The organism is Streptomyces enissocaesilis, assembly GCF_039533765.1.
Lineage (GTDB): Bacteria > Actinomycetota > Actinomycetes > Streptomycetales > Streptomycetaceae > Streptomyces > Streptomyces enissocaesilis.
Window position 1 is genome coordinate 223,623 of record NZ_BAAAUD010000014.1, and the last position, 23,715, is coordinate 247,337.

Here is a 23,715-nt window from a genome sequence, read left to right on the forward strand (position 1 = left end):
CCAGCTTGGACAGCGTGATCAATCCGCTGACCTGCTGAAGTGCCGAAGATGAAGGGTCGGACTCAGTCTCACTGAGTCCGACCCTTCGTCGTTGTCTGTCACTGGTTGTGCGTGAGTAGTGCGTGAGGCGCGATCGCACCCGAAAGCCCCTCCTAGAGCGCAAGGCCACCGATAGCCTCCCCGAAGATCGAGCTACCGACTGGCCAGCGACTTGGGGGAACGGTGCCGGAAAGGGTCACCCAGAGCAGAAGGATCGAGCGGGCGGGGGTAAACGCTCTACGCGCGCTTCTCGAAGACCATGATCAGATCGTCCAAGAGATCGACGGCGGCAACGACTATGGGGAAGACCTGTTCGTCATGCTCACCAAGGACGGCGAGCGAACCGGTGTCGCGATCACCATCCAGGTGAAGAGTGGCAATAAGTACAAGCGGGCACATAGTTACGCGATCCCTGTCGAGGGTCATGCGAATGACTGGAAGAACGGCCTGCTGTCCGTCCTAGGTGTCGTGTTCGACGTAGCAACAGGACAGCTGTTCTGGGCGAACCTCACGGAGTGTCTGGAGTCCTCCGAGGAGGCGCCCAGCTGGATCGCCGTGCCGCGGGAACAGGAACTGAACGAGGACACCATCCAGTCGTTCCTGGCCTTGACGCATAAGTTCGTTGAGGCTCGTTCACAACGGCGCATCGAAGAGGCATCACTGCACGTCACTCGACTATCAGGAACCTCCGGCGCCTCGCCCCGCTTCGTAGGCCGGGAGAAGGAGCAACAGGCGATCAGGGACATGCTGACCACCATGGGACGTCGAGTCCTGGTCTCAGGGATGGCCGGCGTCGGCAAGACGTCCTTGGTGGACCAAGTGGTCAGGCACCACGATGTGTCTGCAGTGTTCTCTGGCGGCGTGATCGTCACAGACATGCACGGGTTCTCGGCGCATCACACGCGCATGGCCAGCCCTGGGATCGCGTACGGACCTCTCCTGTCAGTTCTCGGCGTACCGGGTGACGAGATCCCGCGTACCGCAGAAGGCCAGGCTGCGCTCTACCACCGAACGCTCGACGCCCTCGACGCCTCCGGCAACCCGGTATTGATGGTGTTCGACAACGTAGCCGAGCTCTCTCAAGTCGCCGAGTTGCTCCCCAGGGCAGACGCCCATGGCGTGGTACTGACCTCTCGCAGCAGGTTGGGGGTGCTCAAAGGAATCGAGACGATCAACCTCGACTGTCTCAGTCTGGAGGAGTCAAACGTCCTGCTTACTCAGATCTTGGGGCCTGAAGACCAGCGTCTCCACACCCCCGGCCCGATCCGTGATCTGTGCACCCTGTGTGGCCATCTTCCGCTGGCGCTCAGCATCTCGGCAGCCATCCTGAAAGACGACGTCGGCCTCACGGCCGACGACCTAGTGGCAGAACTGAGGGAAGAGAAGAGCCGGCTCGATGTCCTGCACTTTGGGGACACCGCTGTAAGGGCAGCCCTTCAGGTCTCGCTCGCTCGCCTCGACTGCGCCATGAGGGATCCTTTCTGCCGACTCTCCATCCATCCGGGCAGCGAGATGTCGGAACAGGCAGCCTCGGCAGTCCTCGGAGTATCTGTCCCACAGACTCGCTCGCTCCTGCGCCGGCTCAGTCAGGCCAGCCTCATCTCCCGCAGCTCCGCCGCCTCACGGTGGTGGATGCACGACCTTGTTTATCTATTCGCTGCCGAGCAATGCGAAAAAAAGGTCTCTGATAGCGATCGCCAACAAGCCTTCAGTCGCCTAACAGAGGTGTATTGCCAGGCTTCACTAAATGCAGACCTCACGCTGCGCGGCACCCCCGAGGGGAATCCGCCACAGTTCCAGTCAGCTACCGAAGCCCTGAGCTGGCTTGACCTAGAGTGCGCAAATCTGCAGGCTTCAGCGCGAGTCGCTCGCGACATCGATCTAACCGAACAGGCATACGCCCTTTCGATGCACCTCATCGTCTATCTCGACCTAAGGGGGCGCATCACCGAAGGTCTTCAGTCGGCGCAATCGCCTACGAGGCGGCGCGTAAAGAGCGTGACACCGAACGGCAGGTTAGGGCTCTCAATAACATTGGAATCAACCTCACCTCCCAGGGCAGGTTCGAAGAGGCCATTCGAACTCTCAAAAAGGCAGCCGCCATTGCAGAACGGATCGGCTTCCTGGATGGGCAATGCGACGCAACAGTCAGTCTAGGCGCAGCAGTTCGCCAGCACATCAGCCCTAGAGCAGCTATCCCAATCTTGATCGATGCCGTGAAACTCTCAAGAGAGAATCGAGACCCCAACGATATCGGAGCATCGCTAACCAACCTTGGCTCCGCATACCGCGAATCCGGCCTCTTGCACCAGGCAGCGGCAGCCCTCAGTGCATCCATTCCATACCATCGCGCCTCGGGAAACCGGAGACAGGAAGCATCTGCACATGCCGGGCTGGGGGTAGCTCTTAGCCAGCTAGGCCAGCAAGAGAAATCCGAAGAGTGTTTCCAGGAGGCATTTACTGCCTACAGAGAAGTTCAGGATGAAGCAGGAATCAACCTCAACTACATGAACTTGGGGCATACGCAACTCAAATCCGGAAAGATCAAGGAGGCGCGAGACTCCCTACATCGAGCACTCCGCTTTTTTCAAAGCACCGCACATCATCATTTCGAGGCTAATTCACTCGGCTTGCTAGGAGCTGCAGAGTGGATATCAGGAGACATCGACCAAGCAAAGATCTACTACGAGGAAGCCATTCGAATCTTTCGCAGAATCGGGCTGAAAGAAAGCGAACGAGAGACGAAGGCGGCACTAAGTGAAATGTTGAGCGGTCGCTCCAGCTAGCTCTAGAATCTGTCGACATCGCCGCCCAGTCTTCTCTCAGCGCATCCCCAAGGATGTGGCCGAAGTGCCACGCCGACCACATCCTTGGTACGCCGCCCCTTCACCAACCCATAGCGCTCTCGATCTTCCTGTTATTGATTTCTTGGTGCCCATCAATGCAGCCCTCGTAGCGTCGATGGATGACCTCAGGTGAGTTACCTGCTCGACGAGCTACCTCAGCCACTGACACTCCCGCGTTCAGCCAATTCGTGATGCACGTGTGGCGGAGGTCGTAGGGTCTCTGGGCCAGTGGGGAGTCAGCCTTGTCCCCGGGTAGGGCCAAGGGGCGGGCTTCCTGCCAGACCCTCCAGTAGCTGGATGTCCCGAGGACACCACCGCGCTCGTTTGCGAAAAGTCGGCCATCCCTCGCCGTGCCGTACTCCGCTATGTGAGCGCGGAGCGTCGTGACCAGAATGGGCGGGATGGGAGCCGGGCGATCCGCCTTGGGGGCACGGGACTTGAGGACGCGCTTGTCGTGGCGCTCCCCCGAGTCCGTCCACCTCTTCCCGGACACCGGGCGGGTCTCCCTCAGTGTGAGGGTTCCCCATCCGGTGTCGGGGAGGTGGCAGTCCTTCTCCCTGAGACCGACCGCTTCGGCCGGCCGCATCGCCGCGTAGAGCTGGCACGCGAAGAAGGCGACCAAGCGACGGCCGCGGTTGCGGTGGACGGAGCCCACATACGAGACCGCCGTCAGCAGCTCGGCTCCCTGGACGGGGTTCACCAGGACCCGGGGGTCCACGACGTCGCCTTTCGTGGGCCCGGAGCGCTTGAGGCCATGGAGGGGGATCTCCTCCAGGTAGCCGCACTCGATCGCGTACTCCATCGCTGTGTTGAAGCCGCGGCGTCGGCGCCTGTACGTCTCCCCGGCTGCCGGAGTGTCGTCCAGCTTGAAGGAAAGCCGGTACTGCACGTCCCGGACCACCTTCGGGTCCATGAGGGCCGACAACCGGAGCGAGCGGTGCTGAAGCCACTGGCAGGCCCCGGCCAGTTTGCGGGGCGGCTCCTCATCGCGGTGGGCCGGAACCACCGCCCACCGCATAGCAAGCCGGATCTCCTCCGGCTCCGGCGCCTTCTTCGGCCTCCGGACGACTGCTCTACGTCGGCATAGCTCCGCGCCACATGACGAACCGGACCAGTACGCAGAACTTGAGGAAGCGCGTGCGGTACCACTGCCGAGGCAACGCAGCCGGATCAACGCTTCGGCTAACCCTTGGCTGCCTACTCGGGCTGGAGCTGCGCCGCGTAGGCAGCGGGACCCGTCTCACCTTCGGCAAGGCCGGAGAAGCCGCGCTCACTCAGTGGATGGCCGACAACGCGCAAGTGTGCTGGTTGGAACACAACGAACCGTGGACCATGGAGTCGGAACTCATCTCCCAACTCAACCTGCCACTGAACCTCGACCAGAACCTCCACAACAGATTCCACGATCGTCTTAAGGAGCTGCGCGCCGATGCGCGCGAGCGCACAAGAACACTGCCCATCAGCGCCTAGACCGCCCGGCTGACATCACCAGCTGACATCAACGACGCTGAACGAGAGCGGACAGCAGCAGCTTTAGCCGGAGTGTCAGGCAGTCACAAGGGCCCCGTTCCGAGAGGTCGACCCATACGGCGATCGAACTCCTAAAGCGGTGCTCGGTGGTCCTGCGGGCTATCTGTGGATCGAGCCCACCTGATCCGCCATGAACGAGTCTTCTACCTGCCATGTTGTCCAGGACTCAAGGGGCTTCGGCCGTGCCCGCACCAGCGGCTCCTGCCGTGGTCCAGACGGCGGATCACGCTGAGCGCATGCTCTTGGCGAACGGCATACTCGGCTCATACGGCGTGAGGGCCCTAAACCCCCACATGAACGAGGCGATGGAATGGCCATGACGGCCGCAACAAGCACCGGTAGCGACATCGTTGTATCGGTACTGACGGCCGTCGTTGCCTCCCTCCTCGGGGCCGCCGGCTTGTGGTTTCAGGAGTGGCGCACGCGGCGTCGTTCCGAGGCTAGGCGTCGACACGAACTAGAAGAAGCCCAGGCCTATCTTGCCTTCATGGCTCAGTGGTTCAGCACCCATGCGACGGTTGCTCCAGGCGTGGATATCGCTCGTACGAGGCTCTGGGCATCCGAGCGCTTGGACCGACAACTGCGTGAACTCCATGTATCGCTCAGTGAGGTATCGCAGCCGAGGCGCACACCCTTCTGGGCCAGAATCAGAAAGCTATTGCTGCTGTACCGATTGCACTCCATCACCGGGTCACTCGTTCGACTGTTGTTCTACAGCGTCCTGATCATTGTCTGTAGTGTCACCCCGGGCCTCCTACTTGACGAGCGCACCGCCTGGGGGGACAGAATCGGTGCGTCGCTGCTGCTCATCCTGGTGGGCCTCGGGCTGCTCTTTGGTCTGGGGCGTCTTGTCGCTCGGCTATCACCTGAGGCGGATGGATTGCGCATGGGGCAGGAGTATGCGGGCATTGAGGATGAGGAGGACATCACGGGGTGATGTCCCTTGCCCTAGGGTTGGTCCCGGGCGAGCGGAGAACAGGCGCAGGCGGTAAGCCCTCTGGTCGAGCCTCGCGGCCCATTTGTGGACTAGTGCCTCCCATGGGCGCCCCACCGCTGCTCTGACCAGCAGAGACACGTGAGGCACACGGGCCCTCCGGAGCCGTGTGCGCAGGTTCGAATCCTGCCGGGGGCACCCCTTATGAGGTGCCCGAAGACCCCGCCATCAGCGGTTTCGCTGAGAACGGGGTCTTCGCGTATGCGCAGACGTACGCCGCCCGGAGTGGGGGATGACGGATCGTGGGGCCCATTTGCGGGGTGGGTCATGGGGCGTTTCCCCCGTCGGTCGCCACAAGCTGCGAGACCGCTGCCGGGTTGATCGGGTCGGCGGTCGAACCGTCGTGGGGCGGCATCGCGGCCGCAGCTGCCTTGATCAGTCCGCAAGCCGGGCTCGGCCGGTTCAGTCCGTCTTGATCGCGCCTCCGTCGATGACGTGGTCCGCGCCGGTGACGCTGCCTGCGAGGGGGGAGGCGAGGCAGGTGACGAGGGTGGCGACCTCGTCGGGGCGGACCAGCCTGCCGGTCACCATTCCCATGGCGGTCGGGAGTGGCGCCCGGAGCTGGTCGACACGCTGTTGCGTGGCCTCGGACGGCAGGACGAGGGGGGCTTCCTCGGTCCTTGACGGTTCTCAGGTGGTGGCGGTGGCCGGGTCGCTCACCCCCGGGGCGCCGGTCTCCACGTGGCCGGCGAAGCGGCGCAGGAAGACGGTGTCCGTGTCGGAGACCACCGAAACGTCGTACCAGCGCCTGGTGGCACGCAGGTCCACCGCGTGCGTCACCGTGATGCCCGCGCGCACCGTGAAGGTCTGCGGCTGCCCGCCGTAGGCGTTGGTGACGGTGAGGTGGGCGGTCGTGGCGCCGACCGGGTTGGCCAGGGTCAGGTCGAGGTTCCCGGTCGTCGCGTTGTGGCGGGCCGTCACCTCGGGGCAGACGGTCCTGGCGGGGCTCCTGAAGGTGCGCAGGAAGCCGTTCGGGCCGTGGACCGTGAGGTGGTGGGTGCCCTTGGAGTACGCCGAGTTCCAGGTGTCGGAGACCTTCTTGCCGGCTTCCGCGGTGTATGTCCAGGGGGCGTCGGTGCGGTTCGCCGACGTCACGTAGAACTGCGCTCCGGCCGCGGCGCCCGGGCCGAAGGTCAGGGCGATCCGGCCGTCGGCCGTGTTCACCGCGGCGTCCACGTACGGGGCGTACGGCAGCGGGCGGGCCGGGCGCGTGCCCGGCTCCTGCTCGGGCATGGCGCCGACCGCCGGTGCGGTGGGCCGGTAGTCGGGGTGGCGTTCGCGGTCCGGTGGCTCGTACGCGGCGGTGCCGGGCAGTTCGGCGGGGTGCGGGTCGGCCGTACTGAAGTCGAAGGCCGAGGTGAGGTCGCCGCAGATCGCGCGGCGCCACGGGGAGATGTTCGGCTCGTTCACGCCGAAGCGGCGTTCCATGAAGCGGATGATCGAGGTGTGGTCGAAGACCTCGGAGCAGACGTAACCGCCGGTGCTCCAGGGCGAGACGACGAGCATCGGGACGCGCGGGCCGAGGCCGTAGTTGCCCGCCGCGTACGACGTGCCGCCCGCGTAGAGCTCGGTGGTGGTGTCGGCGGTGGACTTGCCCTGGGAGGGGGAGGCCGGCGGGTACGGGGGCACGACGTGGTCGAAGAAGCCGTCGTTCTCGTCGTACGTGATGAACAGGGCCGTCCTGCTCCACACCTCCGAGTCGGACGTCAGCGCGTCCAGGACCTGCGCGATGTACCAGGCGCCGTAGTTCGAGGGGAAGTTGGAGTGCTCGGTGAAGGCCTCCGGGGCGGCGATCCAGGAGATCTGCGGGAGCCGGCCGGCCAGCACGTCGGCCTTCAGGTCGTCGAGGTAGCCGTCGCCGTTCTTGACGCTGGTGCCGGTGCGGGCCTTGTCGTAGAGCGGGTCGCCGGGCCTGGCGTTGCGGTACTGGTCGAAGTAGAGGAGGGAGTTGTCCCCGTAGTTGCCGCGGTAGGCGTCGTCGATCCAGCCCCAGCGGCCCGCGGCGTCCAGTCCGTCCCCGGTGTCCTGGTAGATCTTCCAGGAGATCCCGGCCTTCTCCAGGCGTTCGGGGTACGTCGTCCAGCCGTACCCCGCCTCCTCGTTGCCGAGGACGGGGCCGCCGCCGGTGCCGTCGTTGCCGGTGTGGCCCGTCCACATGTAGTAGCGGTTCGGGTCGGTGGCTCCGACGAACGAGCAGTGGTACGCGTCGCAGACGGTGAACCTGTCGGCGAGGGCGTAGTGGAACGGGATGTCCTCGCGTGTCAGGTACGCCATGGTGGTGGGTGTCTTGGCCGGTACCCACTGGTCGTACTTGCCCTGGTTGATCGCCTTGTGGCCGCCCGCCCAGTCGTGGTTGAGGCCCTGGAGGAACTGCATCCCCAGGTCGTCGGCCGTCGGGTGGAACGGCAGCGTCACCTTCTTGTTGCCGTCCGCCTGGTGCCAGACCGGCTTTCCGCTCGGCAGCGTCACCGGACGCGGGTCCCCGAAGCCCCGTACGCCCTTCAGCGCGCCGAAGTAGTGGTCGAAGGAACGGTTCTCCTGCATCAGGACGACGATGTGGCCGACGTCCTGGAGGGTGCCGGAGCGACGGGCGGCCGGGATGGCCGCGGCGCGGTCGATGCTGCTCGACAGGGCGGCGAAGCCCGCGGTCGCCCCTGCGATCTGGAGGAAGCGGCGCCGGTGGAGATCTGGCATGGGTGCAGGGTCTCCTGGGGTGTGAGGGGACGGGAGCGAAGAGAATGTTCCAAGAGGACCGGGGGCAAGGGAAGAGGGCGTGTCGTCCCCGTGAAAAGCGGCGGTACACGTCGCCAACGCGAAAACGCGGGCCGCACGGCCGGGCCGGTCAGGAGGCGGCCGACGCGCCCGGTAGCGCGTCACCGCACCGGTGCCGCGGGGGCGATGAGCCCCGCCGGTCCGGTTGGTGCAGACTCGACAGCAGGGCGGGCCTGCGGGCAGACGGTGCAGGCAGGCGCCGCGACCGGCACGCACGGACACACGAGGGGACCATCGAATGATCATCTTTGGCAGCAAGGGCTACCTCTACCAACTGGCGATGCTCACGCTGGTGTGCGGGCGCTGCGGCAATCCGGCGGCGCACACGCTCAAGAAGCGCGTCAACAAGTTCACGCTGTTCTTCGTACCGCTGTTCCCGTTCTCCACCAAGTACACGACGCAGTGCACTTTCTGCGGTGCCGAGCAGCAGGTCTCCAAGGTGCAGGCGGAGCAGCTCCAGGCGCAGGGCGGCGACGGCCGGGGCGGGCAGGGGCACGGCAGCGGTTACGGGCAGGCGCCCCAGCAGCATCCCGGGCAGAACCCCTACCAGCGCTGAGCACACAGAGTGACAGATTGCGATCAATAGGTGGCGAAATTAGTGTGAATCGGGCGAGTCGAGGACCGGTTCGTCACGGACCGGATCCCCCCGCCGTCCTTCGCCGCGGTGAAGGCCTCCCACCCTCCAGGAGCCAGCATGCACATGCCCCTGCTCCCCCGGTCCCCGCTGCCCGGGTCCGCGCCCTCCCGGACTCCGCTCTCCCGGACTCCGCGGTCCAGGTCTCCGCTCTCCCGGCTCGGCCTCTACGCCGCCGCCGGTGCCGTCGCCGCGCTCGCCGCCGCCGGCCCGGCGTTCGCCGCCGCGGATCCCGGCCGGCATCCGGAGCCCCAGGCAGGGAGTTCCCCCACGTACAAGGGGCGCGTCACCGCCAAGTCGGGGCTGCTGCTGCGCGACAAGCCCACCCGCGGCAGCAGGGTCGTCGGCAGCAGGCCCTACGGCGCGGTCGTCCGCATCTTCTGCAAGACCCACGGCGAGAACGTGCACGGCGACAGCCACTGGTACCTGCTCACCGACGGCACCTGGGCCTGGGGCTCGGCGCGCTACATCGCGGACATCGGGCCCGCCCCGCGCACGTGCTGAAGCCCATGCGCTGAAGCCGACGTGCCGAACCCGACGTACCGAAACCGACGCGCCGAACCCTCCGCGCACGTGCTGACGACCCCACGGCCAGGCGGCCCTCCGCCCCCGTCCGCGCCCCGAGGAGCCCTGGTCCCGCCCCGGCGGGCCCCCCGGGCGTGAGCGGCCGGCCGCACTCACCGGCCGGACCCCCTTGACATATACGGACATACGGCCCGCTTGCTTGCTACGTTGCCTGACATGACCGCAACGACGGTGGACGCTCCCCCGCCCGACCTACGCCTCCCCAAGCGGCGCGGCGTCGAACTCGCGCTCCTCGTCTGCGCCGTCCTCGTCGCCGTGTACGGCTACATCGCCGTCGGCCTCACCCAGGACGGCGCCGTGCCCCCCGGCGCCGCCGGTTACGGCGCCGGTCTCGGCGCCCTCGCGCTCCTCGCCCATCTCGCCGTCCGCTTCCGCGCCCCGTACGCCGACCCGCTGCTCCTGCCCATCGGAGTCCTCCTCAACGGCCTCGGCCTGGTCCTCATCTACCGCCTCGACCTGGAGACCCCCAGGGACCAGGCGGCCCCCACCCAGCTCATCTGGTCCACCCTCGGCGTCGCGCTCTTCATCGGTGTCGTGATCCTGCTGCGCGACCACCGCGTCCTCCAGCGGTACGCCTACCTCTCGGTCGCCGCCGCCCTCGTCCTGATGATCGTGCCGATCTTCTTCCCGGCCATCAACGGCGCGAAGATCTGGATCCGCGTCGGCGGCTTCTCCTTCCAGCCCGGCGAATTCGCGAAGATCCTGCTCGCCGTCTTCTTCGCCGCCTACCTCGCCGGGAACCGCAACGCCCTCGCCTACACCGGCCGCAGGATCTGGAAACTCCAGCTCCCCACCGGCCGCGTGCTGGGCCCGATCGTCGCGATCTGGCTGCTCAGCGTCGGCGTACTCGTCCTGGAGCGCGACCTCGGCACCTCGCTGCTCTTCTTCGGGCTCTTCGTGATCATGCTGTACGTCGCGACCGGCCGCACCGGCTGGATCGCCGTCGGCCTGCTCCTCGCGGCGGTCGGCGCCTTCGTCGTCGGCTCGCTCGAACCGCACGTCCACAGCCGCGTCCAGGACTGGCTGCACCCCTTCGCGTCCATCGAGGCGGGCCGGGGGGCGAGCCAGCTCGCCCAGTCGCTCTTCGCCTTCGCGGCCGGCGGCATGCTCGGCACGGGGCTCGGCGCCGGCGACTCCGTCCTCATCGGCTTCGCCGCCAAGTCCGACTTCATCCTGGCGACGGCGGGCGAGGAGCTCGGCCTGTCCGGGCTCACCGCGATCTTCCTGCTGTACTCCCTGCTCGTCGCCCGCGGCTACCGGGCGGGCCTCGCGCTGCGCGACCCGTTCGGGCGGCTGCTCTCGATCGGCCTCGCCTCGATCCTCGCCCTCCAGGTGTTCGTCATCGCGGGCGGTGTGACGGGGCTGATCCCGCTGACCGGCATGGCGATGCCGTTCCTCGCACAGGGCGGCTCGTCCGTCGTCACCAACTGGATCATCGTGGCGCTGCTGATCCGGGTCAGCGACTCGGCCCGCCGCCCGCAGCCCGAGCACGTCGAGACCGGCGTCATCGCCCCCGTCGTGGAGGACGACCAGTGATCCGCTACATCCGCCGCGCCGCCGGACTGTGCCTGCTGCTGCTCGTCGCGCTGCTGCTGAACGCCGCCCGCCTCCAGGTCTTCCAGGCCGAGTCGCTGAACGACGATCCGGCCAACCGGCGCCAGACCATCGTCCGTTACAGCCAGCCGCGCGGCGACATCGTCGTGGACGGGAGGCCGGTCACCGGCTCCCGGGACAGCGGCGAGCAGCTGCGGTACGAAAGGACGTACCGGCACGGTCCGTTGTACGCGCCCGTCACCGGCTACGCCTCCCAGACGTACGGCACGACCCTCGTCGAGAACGCCGCGGACGACGTCCTCTCCGGCACCGACCCGATGCTCGCCCCGTTCCCCCTGTGGAACGAGGTCACGCGCGCGCAGCAGCCCGGCGGCGACGCCGTCACCACGATCAGGGGCGCGGTCCAGCGGGCGGCGTACGACGGGCTCGCCGGCCGGAAGGGCGCCGTCGCGGCGATCGAGCCCTCGACGGGGAAGATCCTGGGGCTGGTCAGCAGCCCGTCGTACGATCCCGGGCGGATCGCCGGGACCGGGAAGGCGGTCACGGACGCGTGGGCGCGGCTGACCGGCGCGTCGAGTCAGCCGATGCTCAACCGGGCCATCCGGCAGACGTACCCGCCGGGGTCCACCTTCAAGATCGTGACGGCGGCCGCGGCGCTCGAATCGGGCGTGGTGGAGGACGTCGACGCGCCGACGGGGACGCCCGATCCGTACGTCCTGCCCGGCACCACCACCACGCTCCCCAACGAGGCGCGCGGCTGCCGCGACGCGTCGCTGGAGTACGCGGTCCGGGTCTCCTGCAACACGGTGATGGCGGAGCTGGGCGTGCGGACGGGGCTGGCCGGGATGCTGGACACCGTGCGGAAGTTCGGCTTCAACGACGACGGGCTGAAGATCCCGTCCGGGGTGTCCCGGAGCAACTTCGACACCAGCATGAGCGACGACCAGCTCGCGCTCTCCTCCATCGGCCAGTACGACACGACGGCGACGCCGCTCCAGATGGCGATGGTCGCCGCGGCCGTCGCCAACGACGGTGACCTCAAGTACCCGTACCTGGTGGACCGGACGACCCGGGCGGACGGCGACGTCGTCTCGCGGACCCGCCGGAAGTCCCTGCACCAGGCGGTGAGCCCGGCCACCGCCCTGCGGCTCCAGCGGATGATGGTCGACGTCGTGGAGAAGGGGACGGGTAAGAACGCCGCCATCCCGGGGGTGACGGTGGGCGGCAAGACGGGCACGGCGCAGCACGGCGTCGGCAACACGGGTACGCCGTACGCCTGGTTCATCTCCTGGGCGCGGGAGGAGGGCGGGAGCCGGCCCGCGGTCGCGGTGGCGGTGGTCGTGGAGGACGCGGCGGCGGACCGCGCCGACATCAGCGGCGGGGGAAGCGCGGCGCCGATCGCGCGGGCGGTGATGCGGGCGGCGCTGGACGGCTGACGGGTCGTCATGTCTCGCTGTGCGGAACGGTCTGGGCGGGAGTTCCGTACGCGCTTATCGTGCGGCCATGACTACCGACTCCGCCGCCCCCGCCGCGTACGAACTCGCCCAAGTGAACATCGCCCGGCTCAAGTTCCCGCTGGACTCCCCGGAGCTGAAGGACTTCGTGGACGCCCTGGACCCCGTGAACGCGGCGGCCGACGGCGCCGACGGCTTCAGGTGGCGGTTGCAGAGCGAGACGGGCAACGCGACGGACGTGCCGGTGTTCGGGGACGAGTGGCTGATCCTCAACATGACGGTGTGGCGCGACACCAACGCCCTGACCGCCTTCATGTACCAGGGGCAGCACCGGGAGCTGCTCGCCCGGCGCCACGAGTGGTTCGAGCGCGTGAAGGAGGCGATGACCGCGCTGTGGTGGGTGGAGGCGGGGAACCGCCCGACGGTGGCGGACGCCGAGAAGGCGCTCCTGCGCCTGCGCGAGCAGGGCCCGACGCCGGAGGCCTTCACCCTGCGTACGACGTTCCCGCCCCCCGGCGGCGCGTCCGTGTGATCAGCCGGCCCTCCGCCTCGTCTCCTCCCGGACCTTTACGGTGATCTCGTCCCTTCCAGGGCTCGGCGGCGAAGGGCGGGTCCGCCGCGCGCACCAGCCCGTCACGGACCGGCCCCCGTCTGCCCTTTGCACCCCTGTGCCCCTTTGCGGAAGGGGTGGTGGGCAGAATCACCCCTCGACGAACGAGCGGCCGACGAGGCGGCCAACAAGTCCTGCGCGAGGGATTGACGGGCTTGCTGACAAGCAGTCTCATAAGAGGCGAGCACGGCTGTGACCGCCAGTAACCCACCCGTGAGGTGCCCCCGCCATGACCACAGTGACCGAACGCGACGCACTCAGGGACGCACTCGGCCTCCTCAAGGACCGTGAGCAGGTCGCCGAGCGCCTGCTGGAGTCGTCCGCCAAGCACTCCTTCGACCCCGAGACGGAACTCGACTGGGACGCCCCCGTCGAGGAGGGCAAGTGGTTCTGGCCGCCCGAGCTCATATCGCTCTACGACACCCCGCTCTGGCGGAAGATGTCCGAGGAGCAGCGCATGGACCTGGCCAGGCACGAGGCCGCGTCGCTGGCCTCCCTCGGCATCTGGTTCGAGATCATCCTCATGCAGCTGCTGGTCCGGCACATCTACGACAAGTCCGTGACCAGCAACCACGTGCGCTACGCGCTCACCGAGATAGCCGACGAGTGCCGGCACTCGATGATGTTCGCCAAGATGATCCAGAAGGGCGGCGCGCCCGCCTACCCGGTGCCGCGCTTCTACCACAACCTCGCACGCGTCCTGAAGACCGTCTCGACGACGCCGGGTTCGTTCGCGGCCACGCTGCTCGGCGAGGAGATCCTCGACTGGATGCAGCGGCTGACGTTCCCGGACGAGCGCGTCCAGACCCTCGTGCGCGGCGTGACCCGCATCCACGTGGTCGAGGAGGCACGCCACGTCCGCTACGCCCGCGAGGAGCTGCGCCGCCAGATGGTGACCGCGCCCGCGTGGGAGCGGGAGCTCACCCGGGTCAGCTGCGGCGAGGCGGCCCGGGTCTTCTCGACGTGCTTCGTCAACCCGCAGGTGTACGAGAACGTCGGCCTCGACCGCCGCCAGGCCGTCGCCCAGGTCAAGGAGAGCGGCCACCGCAGGGAGGTCATGCAGAACGGCGCGAAGCGGCTCACCGACTTCCTGGACGACATCGGCGTGCTCCAGGGCGTCGGCCGCCGGCTCTGGAAGAGCTCGGGACTCCTCGCGTAAACGGGCACATACGGGGCTACGCTGCGGGCATGACCCCGGCAGCAGCCACCCCCGCGTACCGCAGGCTCAGCGTCGAGGAGCGTCGCAGCCAGCTCCTGGGCGCCGCCCTGTCGCTCTTCGCGCACCGGGCGCCCGAGGAGGTCTCGCTGGACGACGTGGCGGAGGCGGCCGGGGTGTCCAGGCCGCTGGTGTACCGCTACTTCCCGGGCGGCAAGCAGCAGTTGTACGAGGCCGCGCTCCGCTCCGCCGCCGACGAGCTGAAGCTGTGCTTCGCCGAGTCGCAGACCGGGCCGCTCACCCTGCGGCTCGCCGCCGCCCTGGACCGCTACCTGGCCTTCGTCGACCAGCACGACGCCGGGTTCAGCGCGCTGCTCCAGGGCGGCAGCGTGGCCGAGACCTCCCGTACGACCGCGATCGTCGACGGGGTGCGGCGGGCCGCGGCCGAGCAGGTACTGGCGCATCTGGGCGTCGCGGAGACGGCCGGGCCGCGCCTGCGGATGATGGTCCGCACCTGGATCACGGCCGTCGAGGCGGCCTCCCTGATCTGGCTGGACGAGGACAAGCAGCCGCCGGCCGGCGAGCTGCGGGACTGGCTGGTCGGCCACTTCGTCGCGCTGCTGACCGTGACCGCGGCGACGGACGCGCGGACGGCGGCCGTGACGAGGGCGGTGCTGGCGACGGAGACGGCGGACGGCCCGGCGGGGGTGCTGGCGCGGCGGGTGGTCCCGGTGGTCGCCGAAGCGGCGCACCTCCTGTGAAACCTGGAGCGGCCCGCCTCCCGCGAAACCTCCCGCTGCCGCGGTGGGGCCTTCTGCGGCTCCGGCGCCATCCCCTGCGGCCGCTGTGAGATCTCCTGGGACCGTTGTCCCTGCGAGACTGGCCGGGTGAGAAGCGAGAACACGCCCTTCGTGGGCGGTCCCCTGGACGGGCGGGTGCTGCCGGTGCTCGTCGGGCCGACCGGACACCCGCCGAAGTGGTACGAGGTGCCGGTGCCGGACGACGGCGGCGGACCGCCGACCGTGCACGCCTACCTGCGCGTCCCCGCCGGATACAGCAAGCGGCTGGGGCTCCAGCGCGGCTGGAGGTACGAGTACGCGCCGGACGGACGCGAGCGCCACCGCCCGAGGTGGCCCTGGTCGAAGCCGGACAGCACGCCATAAGATCGACGGCTGTGCAGGGTGTGGCCGCTGTGTCCGAGGGAGCGGCCCCGGCACGGTGAGCACAGGGGGTGCGCCTTGGAAGCGCTGCGTCAGGACGATCCACGCCGCATCGGGCCGTACGCCCCGCTGTCGCGCCTGCGGGAGACGGCGAGCACCGTGCAGTACCTGGCGCACTCCGCCGACGGTACGACGGCCGTGGTCTCGGCCGCCCGCCCCGCTCTGGCCGGACTGCCCGCCTTCCGCCGCCGCTTCCAGGCGGAGGCGCAGACCGCCCAGCGGCTGGCCGGCGGCTGGGTGCAGGCCCCGGTCGACTCGTGCGCCGACGGCTCCGGGCTGTGGACGGCGACCCCTTACGTACCCGCGCTGACGCTGGGCGAGGCGGTCGGACTCGCCGGGCCGCTGCCGGAGCGGACCGTACGCACCCTGGGCGCCGCGCTCGCCGAGACCCTGTCCCGGGTGCACGCCACCGGCGCCGTACTCCACGGCCTCGCCGCCGACACCGTGCTGCTGGCCTCCGACGGGCCGCGCCTGACGGCTTTCGGCGCGCTGGGGGCCTCGGCGGCCGCCGAGGCGGGTCCCGGCGGCCAGTTGTCCGTACGCCTCGGCTACCTCACCCCGGAGCAGCTGGCCGGCCAGGAGCCCGGCCCCGCGTCCGACATCTTCGTCCTCGGCCTGCTCCTGGCGTACGCCGCGACCGGCGCGACCCCGCTGGCGGCGGGCCCCGAGGGCGCGGCCGCCGAACGCATCGCGCACGCCGAGCCGGAACTGGCCGCCGTACCGCAGGAGTTGCGCGCGCTGATCGCCCGCTGCCTGGCCAAGTCCCCGGCGGACCGCCCGGCCCCGGGCGCCCTGGCGGCGGAACTGGCCCTGGAGGGCGCGGCGGCCCTGGCCCGCCACGGCTGGCTCCCGGACCGGCTGGTGTCGGCCCTGGCGGACCAGGCGGCGAGGGCGCTGGAGCCGGGCGCGGGGACGGGAGCGGGTGCGGGAGCCGAGGCGGGAACGGGAGCGGGAGCGGAGACGGGCGCGGGAGCCGGGGCGCAGAACCTGGTTCCCCTGCCCGCCCCTTCCCGCCACCTGGGCTCCGCCCCCCGCCCGCCGGGCGGACCGGGAGACCCGGCCCACCAAGGGGGCCCCTCCCCGGCCTCCGGGGCCACGGGGGAGACCGGCGGCACGCCCGCGGGTGCCGCGGACGTCGGCGGCGGGCCGACACTGCGTCTGCCGGCGCTGCGGCGCACGGCGGCGCCGGTCGTGAGCACAGGCGCGGCCCCAGCCGTGACGGCGGCCGGAGGCGCCGCCGGAAGCACGGCCGGAGACGCACAGCGGCCCGGCCCCGCCCCTCTCCTCCCCCACCCCGCCACCGCGCTCGCCCTGCCGCCCACCACCGCCGTGCTCCCCGCGCCGCAGCCGCCCGCCCGTACCGCCGCCCCGCGCGGCCCCGGCGGCCTCAGCAGACGCGGCCTGTTCACCGGGATCGCGGCGGGCGCCGCCGGACTGGTGGTGGGCGGAGGCGCGGTGCTGGCCTTCCCGGGCGGCGAGGACGACGCCCCCGCGCGCCCGGCCGGTGGCTCCAAGCCCGACGCCCGCCCCGAACCGCTGCCCGGGCTCGCTCCCGATCCGCTCTGGCACTACCAGCACCCGGTCGCGCTCGCGGCCGACGGTCCGCCCGCCCGCCTCTGGCGCGACCGGGTCCTCCTGATCCCGGGCCGGGAACGGACGACCGGGCTGGACCTGCGCACCGGCCGCCCTCTCTGGGAGCAGAAGGCCGCCGGTACGGAGTACGCCCCCGAAGCCGCCGACGACACCCACTGCTTCGTCGTCACCCCGGCCGACTTCCTGTGGCTGTCCGCGAAGGACGGGCGGGTCAGGCACCGGGTGCCGTACGGCCCCCTCCTGACGAAGGGCCGGAAGGACACCCGGGCCGTGCTCGGCGCGAAGGTGGCCACGGACGGCCCCGTGGTCTGGTTCTCGGCGAAGGTCGACACCCTCGGCGGGAAGAAGGACGAGGTGACGCGCACGCGCACCTACCTCTTCGCGTACGACATGGCCGCCCGCAAGGAGCTGTGGCGCACCGAGATGCCGAACGGCCGCCCCGGCGCCGTCCCCCGCTACGAGACGGTCGGCATCCGCCCCGACAGCCTCCTCCTGCGCCGGAGGACCTCGTCCCTGACCGCCGCCCAGATGAGGAAGGCCAAGGGCAGGGCGGCTTTCGTCCTCGTCGACCGCAGGACCGGCAGGACGCTGTGGAGCAAGTTCTTCCCGGGGGTACGGCCGAGCGCGGGCATCACCGACGACCCGTCCGGCCGGCTCTACGCGGCGGTGGAAGGCGACTTGCAGGCGTACGACACCCGCAGCGGCAAGAAGCTCTGGAAGCTCGAGGCCGCCCCGGGCCCCTCCGGCGACGCCCCCTACGGCTTCGGCCACGGCGTCGTGCGCGACAAGACGCTGTACGTCCCGGGCGACTCCAACGAGGTGTACGCCGTCGACAGGGCGACCGGCGCCCAGCGGTGGAAGCGCGCCACGGAGTACCCCGGCCGGGCCGTCCCCCGGGTCGCCCTCAGCAGCAGCGGCCGTACCGTCTTCGCGCTCAACGAGACACAGGCCACCGCGATCGGCGCGCGCGACGGCCGGCGGCTGTGGAAGTTCCAGGACTCCGGCGTCACGGCGCCGGGTGCGGAGGATGCCTCCGCCCCGTACCGGGCGGAGGTGTTCGGCGGCAGGGCCGTGCTGTGGCGCGGCCGCACCTTCTACGCGCTCCCTCTCGACTGAGGCACGGCACGACGCGACGCGACGGCGAAGGTTGTAGCGGAACGCGTCTCGATTGGATGCCTCTGGGATTGCACGGGCGTCACGATCCCGCCGACGGCCGAAATCCGTTGATCATCGGGCGGGCAGAGGCCGTAGATTCGGTGATCACAACAGATTCCGCGTGTCACCGGCTGAGTGGACTTCGCGCGGGGGGACCGTTGTTCACCGATCCAGAGGGAACTGTTTCATGCGCCGCACCACCGTCCGCCGTACCGCCGTCGCCGCCTCCGCGCTCTCGCTGGCCCTGCTCGTCGGCGCCTGCGGATCCGACAAGACCGTCGATGCCGCTCCCGAGGGCAAGGACAAGGGCAAGGAGAGCGCAGCCGCCGCCGAGCCCGCCGGGAAGGCCCTGTCGCAGACGGAACTGGACAAGCTCGTTCTGGCCGGGAGCGATCTGAAGAACCACAGGGTCGCCAAGCCGTCCAAGGTGGACCTCGCCGCGGTGAAGAGCGCCACCGCCGACAAGTCCGAGTGCAAGCCGCTCGTCGACGCCGTCGCACTGCGGTCCGCGGGCAAGCCCGCCGCGACCTCGGCGCGCAAGATCACCAGGGTGCCCCGGAAGCCGGCCGAGGACGCCTCGCCCGAGGAGAAGCTGGAGGCCGGCCTGACCGGTCTGGGCACCACGACGCTCATGTCGGACACCCTCGGCTCGTACGAGGGCCAGGGCGCCCAGGACGCCCTCGCCGAGCTGCGCGCCGCGGGCAGGGCCTGCGCCGGCGGCTTCACCGTGGCCACCGGCTCGGACAGGACGAAGTACACCAAGGTCGCCCCCCACACCTACACCGGCGGTGACGAAGCGGCCGCCTTCACGCTGACGATGGACCTGGAGGGCGAGCCCAGCACGTCCCAGCTGGTGACGGTGCGCAAGGGCAGCACGCTGGTGACCTTCTACGCGCAGAGCTTCACCGGCAGGACGGAGCAGCCGAAGGCCGAGATCGAGGCGCAACTGGCCAAGCTCGGCTGAACGCAGCACAGCTGATCCCGCACCACCCCGTACATCCCGCACCACCCCGCACCCCGTCCCGGCACCTCCGCCGGGGCGGGGTGCGCTGTGCAGCCACGCCGGTGGTGCCGCGGATTGCCTCTCGGCGGGTGACGGCGTTGGCCCAACCCGCCCAGCCGCCCGCTCACGCCCCCGCCACCGGTGCACATCATCACCGTGAGGCCGGACCGCCCGGCCGCGAACCGGAGGTGATGACGTGTCAAGCAGACTCACCCGGACCGTCTGTACGGTCGCACTGGCCGCCGCCACAGTGCTCACGGCGCTCCCCGCGCCGTCCACCGCGGCGGCACCGGCCGCTCCAGCCCCTCCACCCGCACCCGACCCCGCACCCGCTGCTCCACCCGCGTCCCGGCAGGCACCGACCGTCACGGAGCTGCTGACGGAACTCCAGAAGCTGTACCGGCGGGCCGAGGAGGCCAGCGAGACGTACAAGGCGACGGAGGAGTCCGTCGAGGAGCAGCTGGGCGAGGTCAGGAAGGTGACCGCGGGCCTGGTCCGGGCCCGGACCGAGCTCGCCGAGAGCCGGAGCGCGGCGGGCCGGCTGGCGCGCGAGCAGTACCAGGGGCGGACCGGCCTCTCGCCGTACCTGCGGCTGCTGCTGGCCAGGGACCCGGAGCGCGCGCTGGCGCAGGGCCACGTACTGCAGCGGGCGGCCGACGACCGAGCGGCGACGATCGCACGGCTGGAGAGCGGTGAGAGGCGGGCGGACCAGCTGGCGACCAGGGAGCGGTACGCGCTCGACAAGCAGCAGACCCTCGCCAGGAAGCAGAAGAAGCAGCGCGACGCGGTGCGGGAGCGGATGCGGGACGTGGCGGAGCTGCTGGCCTCGCTGTCGGAGGAGCAGCTGGCCGGTCTGGCGCGGCTGGAGGAGCGGAACACCGGCAGGGCGCAGCGCGGCCTGCTGGCCTCGGGCGCGCTCGGCAGCCCGGGCGAGGCGGCGAAGCGGACGCCTTCGCGGCTGGGCGGAAAGGCGCTGGAGTACGCCGTACGCCAGATCGGGAAGCCGTACGTGTGGGGCGCGGAGGGGCCGGGCTCCTTCGACTGCTCGGGGCTCACGTCGCAGGCGTGGGCGCACGCGGGGCGGGAGATCCCCCGGACGAGCCAGGAGCAGTGGCGGCAGCTGCCGAAGGTACCGCTGCGCAATCTGCGGCCGGGCGACCTGGTGATCTACTTCCCCAAGGCCACGCATGTGGCGATCTACCTCGGCAACGGCATGGTCGTCCAGGCCCCGCGCCCCGGAGCCCGCGTCAAGGTCTCCCCGATCGCGGCGAACCCCCTGCTGGGCGCGGTCCGCCCGGACCCGCGCCTGAAGCCGCTCCCGTCCTACACCCCGCCGAAGCTGCCGCGGGGCGCGGCGGAAGGGCCTGACCTGGGGTACGCGTCGGAGGCGGCGCCCGGGGCGTAGCCCTGTGCGGGCTGTTTCCCTGCCCGGGACCGGCGCGTCGTCCGCCACGGCGTGCCGGCGCGAGTCCCGCGCGTGGCCGTTCGCACACCGTCGACGGGGTACCAGAGGACCATGACCGGCATCCGCGTCATCGGCACAGCGCGGTACGAAGGCGCCGCCCCGCAGCAGGTCTGGTACGCGTCCTACGGCTCCAACACGCATCCGGACCGCCTGGCCTCCTATCTCGCGGGCGGTCGCCCTCCGGGGGCTGCCAGGACCTACCCGGGCTGCCGGGACAGGCGCGCACCGGCAGCGTCCGTCCCGGTGGAGCTGGAGGGCACCCTCTACTTCGCCACGGAGTCTCCGGTGTGGACCGGAGCGCGAGCCTTCTACGATCCCGGGGCGGACGGACGTGTTCTCGCGCGGGCACACCTGGTCACGGCCGAGCAGTTCTCTGACGTCGCGGCTCAGGAGATGTACCGGGAGCCGGGCGTCGACCTCGACCTGAGCGGGGCTTTGACCAGGGGCAGGGCAGCGCTGGGCGACGGGCGCTACGAAACGCTGGTCTGCCCGGGCGTGCTGGAGGGCCTGCCCGTTCTCACCTTCACGGCCCCGTGGAGCGTCAGCGACGTCCAGTGGGCCGAGCCCTCCGCCGCCTACGTGCGGTACCTGGCCACAGGACTCCTCGGAGCAGGCGCGTGGGACGTGTCCACGGTCGCGGGCTACCTGGCGGCCTGCCCCGGCGCGGCGGGCCGCTGGACCGCGAGAGAGCTCGAAGAGCTCATCGGTCGGTGACCGGGCCGGACCGCCGTCCGCCCCCGGCCCGGAGTCCCTGCGGCGCGGTTGTCCGGCTGCGAAGGCCGGGGCGTCCCGGTGCCCCCCGGACAGGGAGCACACTGGACGTATGGCCCTACCTGAAACACATCATTGCCCGGCCTGCTCGGACGACGCCGCGCAGGACACCGTCCTCCACGAAGACCTCGTCATCGGAGCGCCGCTGTCCATGGAGGATCTCACCGACGCGCAGCGCCTCGACCGGTTCGCCCGCAAGTACGCCCACGACGGTTGCCAGGTCAGAGAGGTCCGACGGGTCCAGCACGACAACCTGAGCGGCTACGCCTGGTCCGTCCGCTTCACCGAGAATCCGTGACGGTCCGGAACCGTCCGCGCCCACCAGCGGGAAGACCCCCGGCCGATCAGGCCGGGGGTCTTCGGTCCTCAGAAGCGCGTCATGCTCCGGCGGCCTCGGCCAGGTAGGCGTTCGTCTTCTCCGGGTCGTAGAAGAAGTTCTCGAAGTCCGACGGGTCGTTGAAACCGTTCGCGAAGCGGTCGGCCACCGGCTGGAGGCCGCCCGCCGCGCCGATCAGGTTCAGGACGTGCTCCGGCGGGACGCCCAGCATCGCGTTCGTCCACTTGGTGACGTGCTGCGCCGTGTCCCAGTACCGGTCGAACGTGGAGCGCATCCACGCCTCGTCGAACGGCTGGTCGCCGTGGGACGTGATGGAGGAGAGGTACGAGGCCGCGCACTTGGACGCGGAGTTGGAGCCCTGGCCGGTGACCGGGTCGTTCGCGACGACGACGTCGGCGACGCCCAGGACCAGGCCGCCGGAAGGCAGCCGGCCGACCGGGTTGCGCACCGTCGGGGCGTAGCGGCCCGCCAGTGTGCCGTTCGCGTCGGTCAGTTCGACCTTCGTCGCGCGGGCGTACTCCCACGGCAGGAACCTCTCCATCAGTTCCAGGGTGAGGGACAGGTGCTCGGAGGGGTCCTTCACACCCTTGAACACGTCGACGGGGCCGCCGGGGATGCCCTCCCAGAAGAGGATGTCCGCGCGGCCGGAGGTGGTCAGCGTCGGCATGACGAAGAGCTCGCCGACACCCGGGACCAGGTTGCAGCGGACCGCGTCGAACTCCGGGTGCTCGGGGCGCGGGCCGAGCCCGTGGACGTACGCCACGGCCAGGGCGCGCTGCGGGGCGTCGTACGGGGAGCGGGACGCGTCGCGGCCGAACATCGAGACCAGTTCGCCCTTGCCGGCCGAGACCATGACCAGGTCGTACGTACGGGAGAAGTAGTCCAGGTCGGAGACGGCCGCGCCGTGGATGACGAGCTGCCCGCCGCGCTGCGCGAACGTCTCCATCCAGCCGGCCATCTTCACGCGCTGGTCGACGGACTGGGCGTAACCGTCGAGCCTGCCGACCCAGTCCACGGCGCGCGAGGAGTCGGGCGCGGCGACGGAGACGCCGAGGCCCTCGATCTTCGGGGCCTGCGACTCCCAGAAGTTGATCTGGAGGTCGCGCTCGTGCTGGAGGGCGGTGTGGAACATGCACTGCGTCGACATGACCCGGCCCGACCGGATCTCGTCCGCCGTGCGGTTGGACATCAGGGTGACCTCGTACCCGCGGCTCTGGAGGCCGAGGGCGAGCTGGAGCCCGGACTGACCGGCTCCGACGATGAGTATCTTCCGCATGGCGGTGGTTCTCCGTTGAGTAGCTGTTCGGGGGTGCGCCGCTATTCGGGCGTGGTGGTGAGCGCGTGACCGACGAGGGCGAGCAGCGACTCGACCACCGTGATCCGCTTGCGCGCGTCCATGATCACGACCGGTACGTGCGCCGGTACGGTCAGGGCTTCCCTGACGTCCTCGGCCTCGTACGCCGTCGTTCCCTCGAAGTGGTTGACGGCGACGATGTACGGCAGCCCGCAGCTCTCGAAGTAGTCGAGCGCGGGGAAGCAGTCGGACAGCCGGCGCGTGTCGGCCATGACGACCGCGCCGATCGCGCCGCGCACCAGGTCGTCCCACATGAACCAGAACCGCTGCTGGCCGGGCGTCCCGAAGACGTACAGCACGAGGTCGTCGTCGAGGGTGATACGGCCGAAGTCCATCGCGACCGTGGTCGTGGTCTTGTCGGGCGTCGCGGTGAGGTCGTCGGTCTCCTCGCTCGCGGTGGTCATCACCGCCTCGGTCTTGAGGGGGGTGATCTCGGAGACCGAGCCGACGAAGGTCGTCTTGCCCACGCCGAAGCCCCCCGCGACCACGATCTTGGTGGCGATCGGTGCCCGGGTGCGGTCCGTCTGCCAGTCCCGGGCGCCTTCGTCCGCCTCCGGCGGCAGGGCCGGGGCCGGGGCGGGCAGGGGCGGCCGTGTCCGGTCCGGGACCGGCGGTACGGGCCCGGCGGTGCGGGCCGGGGAGG

22 protein-coding genes are annotated in these 23,715 nt (G+C 69.9%); 17 read left to right on the forward strand and 5 right to left on the reverse strand.

All coding sequences use genetic code 11. The features are described from left to right. Positions 1-222 precede the first annotated feature (222 nt). Both ABD374_RS08035 and ABD374_RS08040 read left to right on the forward strand, forming a co-directional pair. A complete protein-coding gene (locus tag ABD374_RS08035) occupies positions 223-2,196 on the forward strand; it encodes a DUF4365 domain-containing protein (RefSeq protein ID WP_344492900.1) in 1,974 nt (657 codons plus the stop codon). Next, positions 2,079-2,825, forward strand: a complete 747-nt coding sequence (locus tag ABD374_RS08040; protein WP_425577161.1) for a tetratricopeptide repeat protein — start codon at positions 2,079-2,081, stop codon at positions 2,823-2,825. Before ABD374_RS08035 ends, ABD374_RS08040 begins: the two co-directional genes overlap by 118 nt. 100 nt (positions 2,826-2,925) lie before the next feature. Here ABD374_RS08040 and ABD374_RS08045 read toward each other — a convergent pair whose 3' ends face one another. Then, positions 2,926-3,798: a tyrosine-type recombinase/integrase gene (locus ABD374_RS08045; protein WP_344492904.1), complete on the reverse strand. Its 873-nt coding sequence runs from the start codon at positions 3,796-3,798 to the stop codon at positions 2,926-2,928. 185 nt (positions 3,799-3,983) lie between these two features. Between ABD374_RS08045 and ABD374_RS08050 the strand changes: the two genes are divergently transcribed. Both ABD374_RS08050 and ABD374_RS08055 read left to right on the forward strand, forming a co-directional pair. Beyond that, a complete protein-coding gene (locus tag ABD374_RS08050; RefSeq protein ID WP_344492906.1) occupies positions 3,984-4,355 on the forward strand; it encodes a GIY-YIG nuclease family protein in 372 nt (123 codons plus the stop codon). A 376-nt stretch (positions 4,356-4,731) separates the two neighbouring features. Next, a complete protein-coding gene (locus tag ABD374_RS08055) occupies positions 4,732-5,352 on the forward strand; it encodes a hypothetical protein (protein ID WP_344492908.1) in 621 nt (206 codons plus the stop codon). Positions 5,353-5,811: 459 nt separating this feature from the next. Here ABD374_RS08055 and ABD374_RS08060 read toward each other — a convergent pair whose 3' ends face one another. After that, entirely contained in the window at positions 5,812-5,946 is a 135-nt protein-coding gene (locus tag ABD374_RS08060; protein ID WP_344492910.1) for an SDR family oxidoreductase, read from the reverse strand. A 93-nt stretch (positions 5,947-6,039) separates the two neighbouring features. Continuing rightward, positions 6,040-8,103: a phosphocholine-specific phospholipase C gene (locus ABD374_RS08065; RefSeq protein ID WP_344492911.1), complete on the reverse strand. Its 2,064-nt coding sequence runs from the start codon at positions 8,101-8,103 to the stop codon at positions 6,040-6,042. Positions 8,104-8,419: 316 nt separating this feature from the next. Here ABD374_RS08065 and ABD374_RS08070 point away from each other — a divergent pair, with 316 nt between their 5' ends. The 13 genes from ABD374_RS08070 (at position 8,420) to ABD374_RS08130 (ending at position 21,679) form a co-directional block, all read left to right on the forward strand. Beyond that, positions 8,420-8,737 (forward strand): zinc-ribbon domain-containing protein, encoded by a 318-nt coding sequence (locus ABD374_RS08070; RefSeq protein ID WP_344492912.1) that lies wholly within the window; start codon positions 8,420-8,422, stop codon positions 8,735-8,737. 138 nt (positions 8,738-8,875) lie between these two features. Beyond that, positions 8,876-9,319 (forward strand): SH3 domain-containing protein, encoded by a 444-nt coding sequence (locus ABD374_RS08075; protein ID WP_344492914.1) that lies wholly within the window; start codon positions 8,876-8,878, stop codon positions 9,317-9,319. A 237-nt stretch (positions 9,320-9,556) separates the two neighbouring features. Then, positions 9,557-10,936, forward strand: a complete 1,380-nt coding sequence (locus ABD374_RS08080; protein ID WP_344492915.1) for an FtsW/RodA/SpoVE family cell cycle protein — start codon at positions 9,557-9,559, stop codon at positions 10,934-10,936. After that, positions 10,933-12,390 carry a penicillin-binding transpeptidase domain-containing protein gene (locus tag ABD374_RS08085; protein WP_344492916.1) on the forward strand — a complete coding sequence of 486 codons (1,458 nt, stop codon included), beginning with the start codon at positions 10,933-10,935 and terminating at the stop codon, positions 12,388-12,390. The genes ABD374_RS08080 and ABD374_RS08085 overlap by 4 nt, the downstream gene beginning before the upstream one ends. Positions 12,391-12,457: 67 nt before the next feature. Then, on the forward strand, positions 12,458-12,940 hold the full coding sequence (locus ABD374_RS08090) for a DUF3291 domain-containing protein (protein WP_344492918.1): 483 nt from the start codon (positions 12,458-12,460) through the stop codon (positions 12,938-12,940). A gap of 307 nt (positions 12,941-13,247) precedes the next feature. Next, complete coding sequence (locus tag ABD374_RS08095) at positions 13,248-14,177, forward strand: AurF N-oxygenase family protein (RefSeq protein WP_344492920.1); 930 nt, start codon at positions 13,248-13,250, stop codon at positions 14,175-14,177. A 29-nt stretch (positions 14,178-14,206) separates the two neighbouring features. Next, on the forward strand, positions 14,207-14,935 hold the full coding sequence (locus ABD374_RS08100; RefSeq protein ID WP_344492922.1) for a TetR/AcrR family transcriptional regulator: 729 nt from the start codon (positions 14,207-14,209) through the stop codon (positions 14,933-14,935). Between the two features lie 126 nt (positions 14,936-15,061). Continuing rightward, the gene (locus tag ABD374_RS08105; RefSeq protein ID WP_344492924.1) at positions 15,062-15,337 is read left to right on the forward strand and encodes a hypothetical protein; all 276 of its coding nucleotides are present in this window, start codon (positions 15,062-15,064) and stop codon (positions 15,335-15,337) included. 75 nt (positions 15,338-15,412) lie between these two features. Then, positions 15,413-18,103 (forward strand): outer membrane protein assembly factor BamB family protein, encoded by a 2,691-nt coding sequence (locus ABD374_RS08110; RefSeq protein WP_344492926.1) that lies wholly within the window; start codon positions 15,413-15,415, stop codon positions 18,101-18,103. A 226-nt stretch (positions 18,104-18,329) separates the two neighbouring features. Next, positions 18,330-19,106: a hypothetical protein gene (locus ABD374_RS08115; RefSeq protein WP_344492928.1), complete on the forward strand. Its 777-nt coding sequence runs from the start codon at positions 18,330-18,332 to the stop codon at positions 19,104-19,106. 235 nt (positions 19,107-19,341) lie between these two features. After that, the gene (locus ABD374_RS08120; RefSeq protein WP_344492930.1) at positions 19,342-20,550 is read left to right on the forward strand and encodes a C40 family peptidase; all 1,209 of its coding nucleotides are present in this window, start codon (positions 19,342-19,344) and stop codon (positions 20,548-20,550) included. Between the two features lie 111 nt (positions 20,551-20,661). After that, complete coding sequence (locus tag ABD374_RS08125) at positions 20,662-21,324, forward strand: histone deacetylase (RefSeq protein WP_344492932.1); 663 nt, start codon at positions 20,662-20,664, stop codon at positions 21,322-21,324. Positions 21,325-21,433: 109 nt separating this feature from the next. Then, complete coding sequence (locus ABD374_RS08130; RefSeq protein ID WP_344492934.1) at positions 21,434-21,679, forward strand: hypothetical protein; 246 nt, start codon at positions 21,434-21,436, stop codon at positions 21,677-21,679. Between the two features lie 79 nt (positions 21,680-21,758). Here ABD374_RS08130 and ABD374_RS08135 read toward each other — a convergent pair whose 3' ends face one another. Both ABD374_RS08135 and ABD374_RS08140 read right to left on the reverse strand, forming a co-directional pair. Then, a complete protein-coding gene (locus ABD374_RS08135) occupies positions 21,759-22,994 on the reverse strand; it encodes a styrene monooxygenase/indole monooxygenase family protein (protein ID WP_344492936.1) in 1,236 nt (411 codons plus the stop codon). Positions 22,995-23,035: 41 nt separating this feature from the next. Beyond that, positions 23,036-23,656: a GTP-binding protein gene (locus tag ABD374_RS08140; RefSeq protein ID WP_425577162.1), complete on the reverse strand. Its 621-nt coding sequence runs from the start codon at positions 23,654-23,656 to the stop codon at positions 23,036-23,038. Between the last annotated feature and the right edge of the window lie 59 nt (positions 23,657-23,715).